Annotated in this window: 6 protein-coding genes; 2 read left to right on the top strand and 4 right to left on the bottom strand. The window is 41.2% G+C overall.

From position 1 onward, the window contains the following. Both Q0081_RS03480 and Q0081_RS03475 read right to left on the bottom strand, forming a co-directional pair. On the bottom strand, positions 1-623 hold a 623-nt coding region (locus tag Q0081_RS03480; RefSeq protein WP_298349349.1), incomplete at its 3' end, for a hypothetical protein. 11 nt (positions 624-634) lie between these two features. Further along, a complete protein-coding gene (locus Q0081_RS03475; protein WP_298349347.1) occupies positions 635-1,306 on the bottom strand; it encodes a CRISPR-associated endonuclease Cas6 in 672 nt (223 codons plus the stop codon). Positions 1,307-1,579: 273 nt separating this feature from the next. Here Q0081_RS03475 and Q0081_RS03470 point away from each other — a divergent pair, with 273 nt between their 5' ends. Beyond that, entirely contained in the window at positions 1,580-3,214 is a 1,635-nt protein-coding gene (locus Q0081_RS03470; RefSeq protein WP_298349345.1) for a hypothetical protein, read from the top strand. Positions 3,215-3,242: 28 nt separating this feature from the next. Here Q0081_RS03470 and Q0081_RS03465 read toward each other — a convergent pair whose 3' ends face one another. Further along, on the bottom strand, positions 3,243-4,508 hold the full coding sequence (locus Q0081_RS03465; protein ID WP_298349338.1) for a Y-family DNA polymerase: 1,266 nt from the start codon (positions 4,506-4,508) through the stop codon (positions 3,243-3,245). Position 4,509: 1 nt separating this feature from the next. Further along, entirely contained in the window at positions 4,510-4,959 is a 450-nt protein-coding gene (locus Q0081_RS03460) for a LexA family transcriptional regulator (RefSeq protein WP_298349336.1), read from the bottom strand. Between the two features lie 261 nt (positions 4,960-5,220). On the opposite strand from Q0081_RS03460, the gene Q0081_RS03455 reads away from it, so the two are divergent. Then, on the top strand, positions 5,221-5,650 hold a 430-nt coding region (locus Q0081_RS03455), incomplete at its 3' end, for a hypothetical protein (protein ID WP_298349333.1).

The raw sequence follows: 5,650 nt of genomic DNA, 5'->3' as shown, positions 1-5,650 counted from the left end.
TCTGCGTGAATAATAGCCAGCCATGAGTTTTTACCACTTTGAGTAATTTTTTCTACCTCTAAAGGTAAATTATCTAAGTTAACATCCTCTTCGCCAGCAACGCTCTTAAATACTTGTGCTTTTTTTGAGGAGTCTATTTTTGCTTTTGTGGCACTACAAATAATTTCGTCCTTTTCTACATTCTGTTGAACAGCCACACCACCAGCCCTTCTATCTCGTTCTAAGCCCATAAAGCCTGTTTCAACTGGCATTGAAACCTTACTTCTTTGTGCTTTTAGTTTTGTTTCTAAAGCATTGATTGCATCTGGTAAATTTTCAGAATACTTTACAATCGCCTGAGAAATTGTAATACCAGGAGCTAAGTTGGCAATATGCTTAGGAAATTCTCTAACCACCTTTTTACAATCTTCATCAGATTGAAACAGGTATTTAATATTTCCTGCTGCTTTAATAATTACATCATCACAGGAAAGTTGTATTCCTTTTTTCTGACAAAAAGTGTCAAACTCATTAGTACAAATCTGTTCCACCAACTCGCTTGCACCAACAATTTCTTTGAGTTTGTTTGTTTGAAAAATAAAGCCCTGTATGCCTTGCACACTGGCTCCGTATAAATATGCCATATTTAAGTTTATTATTTCTTCATTTGTCGTACGGTTCCAAATCCAAGACTAACCCCTTTTCCCAGACCGAGGTAATCGGGCAGGAACACATTGGTGCGGAAGGTTACATCAAAGGCCAGAACTTTTTGTTCTTTGAAAGTCACGGGGCGCACTTTTTCGATAGTATCTATTCGAAGGCTTATTTCTCGGTCTATATCCCAGCCGATTCCTTTGGCAAAAGAGAGGATGTTTCCTTTCAAAATACTTTCCAGTAAGGCAAGTCGCGATAGTTCGTCAGCCGTGGCCATGTATTTGGCGTGATTCTCCTGATTGAGGGCCAACCATTGGCTGATGTGCATGGTGAAGGTTTTTTCCCAAACCTGCAAATTGAATTGATTCATTTGCAGATTCTTCACCCCTAAAGAAAGTTTTCGACCGCTGATTTCAATGTCGAGATTGCGGTTGTTGAAGAAATGATGCACTTCGTCTACTCCAAAATCTACACAAATCAGGGCCGGATTTCGTCCTATCCGTTTATATTGAATGACCGGATATCGATAAATGACCTCTTTATCATTGATGTGATTATGGAAAGTAATGTGCTGTTCTCCCGTCTTTTTGATTACGGCTCCACGAAAAGCAGGGATTTCCCAGCCATCTATGTCAGCAGCAAACTGCACTTTTAGGAATCTGATTTTTTTCAAAAAGGTTAGTGGTTTTAACGTGTGGGAAAATATAGCGTTTTTCAAAAATTAAACCAAGTAATACTTCAATTATTTATCAAGTGGTAAAATTAGCCATTGAAAGTGTAGTCTTTTTGCACTGATTTGACAAAATGCGTACACCAGTTGATAGAATTAAAAAGTCCGTAGAATAAAACCTACCTTGAAGCGTACAATAAAATAGGTCATTGAGCGGACTGAAGAAAAACAGATAACTCTAAAAGAAGCCCTATTTTTGGATAGTAAATTTTAGAAGTGGCGAACAGTAGAAAAATCCAACTGCAACCGTGGTCTATAACAGTTGATAAAATACTTGCTGATAATGCAAACTTCCTTGCGACATTTGACTATCATTTCATGGCCAACTATTCACCAGCCTTATTTGGGAAGGTCACTGAAAATACGTCAAAGAATTTAAAAAAAGCCATTCAGTTTATTAATCCCGTGCTTGACAACTTCAAATTACCTGACTACTTCAGGTTATCGGAAGAAAAATATTTTAAGGTGAATATTCTGAAATTAGAAACCAAAAACAATTTGCTTGTCGGCAGCCAATCGGAAAATGTAACGCTGCGCTCAAAAACTGCAACCCAATATGGGGTTCGATTGGAATATACAAGAGATGATGTTGCTCCCGATGAGTTGATTGCAATTTTCCCCAAGAACGAAACTGTGTTGGAACAATTGGGACAATTAACGCTGCCAATATCCATAAAAGCAAGAGTTGAGCAAAAAAACGGCTGGAAACATCCCTACATTACGAAGCTGTTTACAAACCCAAATGATATTCATACTAAATCAAATGTCCAAAGCGCCTGCTTCTACAATGGTATTTACAAACCAGTTAGCAATTGGAATATACTGCCAATCGTATGCGATAACTTAAACATTGAAATCTTTAAAGAACTTGTCGTAGCTTTTAATAAAGGTTCCGTATATTTTACTATTCTTCCTTCTGTAATGATTGAAGCAAACGATGGTATTAATCGTAAGCAAGTTCAGGAAATACTGAGGACACAGGAAAGCAAAACAATGATTGCGGTCTTCTGTAAATATGAAATGCCCCGAGATTTTTTTAAATCCCTCCGTAATTTGAAACATCAAATTTATCAAGGCGATACGTCCGACAATAAACAAAACAGAGCGAAACTTTCAAATTTTGTTTGTAAATGTCTGGAAAAATCAGGTGGTATCATCGCTGCCATCGCTGATACCCATACCAATGAAAACGGTTACTTCATCGGTATTGACTTAGGACACACAACCCACGGCGAGGAAGTTTTTTCTAACTTTGCAACTGTCATTTTTGACCATCATGGACTTTTGATTGGCCATACTATCGAAAAGGAAATTCCGAGAAAGGAAAACTTAATTGAAAATCATTGCATAACTGCTTTCAAAAAGCTTGCAGGTTTTCTGATAGAAAATAACCTGCCACCGCCAAAAAGCCTTGTGATACATCGTGATGGAAAACTTCACTCAACGGATATCACTTCATTGACCAATACCATTCGTACCGTTTGGGGAGAAGTTGCTGTGGATATAGTTGAAATAATTAAATCAGGGTTTCCGGTCATTGCAATGAAAAATGACAAAGGAACTGCTGTTACTCCACCTTCAGGAAATTCGTACCAGGACAATGATCATAAATATTCAATACTTGTAACAAATAGTCAAGCGGAAGAGCAGAGTGCGGTTATCAGTCCCATTATCATCAAACATAAGTTTGGAAATACGGATTTTAACAAAATTATTGACCAAGTGTACTGGTTTACGAAAATTTATACCAACAATCTTTACAATTCTACCCGACTTCCAGCAACCACATTAAAGGCTAATAACATCGTTGGAACTTCCAAAAAACAACATAAATCAACCTATTTAGGGTGATGATTAGTGATTAATTGGGTACTTTAACTCATCCCCAAGCTTCCACCTCAAGTAGTTCCTGCCAGCGGGTGGTATAGCAGCGTGATTTTCGTTCCTGCCGAAGTTGCCAGTCACGACCGAACCCCTGAACGGCTATCTTGACCGTATCGCGTCCCATGCGGCGGTTCAATTCATCTAATGCTTTCATGGCTTTGGTATCAATTTCCCGCTTATGCGTGTCAAAAAGCCCAATTTGTACCTGATTTTCGGGGACAATCCCCGAAATCATCACCCCCGCTTTTTTGTAATTGAAGCCCGGTTTAAAAATCAGCTCCAAACCTCGCAGGGCGTAGCGTATAATTTCAATGGTGCTGCTCGTGGAGGTGGGCAACTGCAGCACTTTGGAATTGAAGTATTGTGGCTCGTCTTTGTGGGGATTGGTATAGAGAAAAACGTGCACGATGTGCGCGCAGCTTTTTTGTTTTCGGAGCTTTTCGCCCACCCGAGCGGCAAAGGTGGCCACGGCTTCGGTGATGATTTTTACATCCCGTTGCGAGTGCCCAAAGGAACGGGAAACGCAGATTCCTTTTTTGGGAGTGGGTTCGTTGTCGAGTTGATAACAAATTTCTCCCTGCAATTCGCGCAGCATCCTTACGCCTACGACGTGCATTTTTTGACGAATCCATTCTTCTTTGGCTTGGGTCAATTCCAACGCATTGAAGATGTGATGGGCGTTGAGCATCTTGGCGTATTTGTAACCCACGCCCCAAATGTCTTCGACGGGCGTATTGACCAAGGCTTTTTCGGCATCGTGATCGGAATCAATTTGGTAAATGCCGAGGTGAGGCAGGTGTTTTTTGGCGTAGCGGTTGGCCACTTTGGCCAGCGTTTTGGTGGGAGCAATGCCGATACTGACGGGGATGCCCGTGTATTGCTTCACGGTTTTACGGATGCGCTGCGCCAGTGCCTCCAAATCTTCGTAAGGCATATTGTGAAAATCAATGAAAGCTTCGTCGATGCTGTAGACTTCCATGCCCGGTACCATTTGGGCAATGGTTTTCATGACCCGGTCGGACATGTCGCCGTACAGGGCGTAGTTAGATGAGAATACCTGGACACCGTTTTTCTCAAAAAATGCCTCTTTTTCAAAGGCTAAGTCCCCCATTTTAAGGCCTAAAGCCTTGGCTTCGTTAGACCGAGCGATGAGGCAGCCGTCGTTATTACTCAAAACTACAACGGGCTTTCCTTCGAGTTTGGCGTTGAATACCCGTTCGCACGAAACGTAAAAATTGTTACAATCTACCAATCCGAACATCCTATGGCTGATTGATGATGAACGTAACCACCCCCCAAATCTGAAACTCCATTTCTTCGGTGACCAAAACGGGGTCGTAGGCAGGGTGCTCGGGAATGAGCCAAACTTGGCCTTTTATCTTTCGGTAGCGTTTGACGGTAAAATCTCCGTTCAGGTTGGCAATGATGATGTTTTCGTTTTTGACATCTTTAGAGCGGTCCACGACCAAAATAGAGCCGTCTTTGATGGCGGCACCTTCCATCGAATTGCCCTTTACCTTCACGCAAAACGTGCTGTAGGGTTTATCGACCAGAAATTTGAGCACATCGAGCGAGAGCTCCACGTAATCGTCGGCGGGGGAGGGGAAACCCGCCTGGACACTGGATTCATAAAGCGGAATAGGATGAGTCGCTAAATCCTCCTCCTCCAGAGCGAAAATCTCCAGAAGTTTGGAATCGTAAATGTTTAACATGCTGTTTAAATGTTGAAGGTCAGATATAAATAGAGCCTAAAATAACACTGTTTTTCAGCTTAAAATCAAAAAATGAGTAAAAATATTATTTAATGAACAACAATAGTGATTTTTTATAATCCATAAAATGCCCTTTTGGCTAAAAATAGTAGTCAATAGTCTTTGGTGAGCCAACGGGTTGGCAGACCATCTTACTATGATATTCAGTCCTCAAACTACTCTACTACCCTTCATTCTTTTGAGTCTACCTAATTCCTCTGAGTGGTTTGGCCAACACGCTACCCATTTTTCAAAGACCCTCTCCCGTTGGTCAGCGTCTTTGAAAACCCGCGCAGGCCGCTTCATGCCCTTCCGTCCCGTTCGGTCAAGAAGCCACCTGCCTTTCCAGCCCGCCCCAACGCGATACTTGTTTCATTTGCGGTAGCTCTTCTCACCTTATCAGGGGACATCAATTGGAAAAACTACCGCCATTGGATAAAAAAAATGCGCAATTTTTTATCATTCCCTATTGAATATGTTCGCCATTATCAATGGGTTAAAACAATAAAAGCACTTCTACAATCAGTTAATAGGTTACCAAGCCTAACTTCTCGTAAAAGTGCAAATAATTACCGATTTTCTGTCTGTGTTACAGACACAATTCAGTGGGACAAATTTACGACCGCGTCGGCGGTCCGAATTTTGTCATCAT

It is taken from the genome of Runella sp. (assembly GCF_027484545.1).
In the GTDB taxonomy this organism is placed as follows: Bacteria; Bacteroidota; Bacteroidia; order Cytophagales; family Spirosomataceae; genus Runella.
Note: the sequence above shows the minus strand (reverse complement) of the source record. Positions and strands in the feature narration are given on the sequence as shown.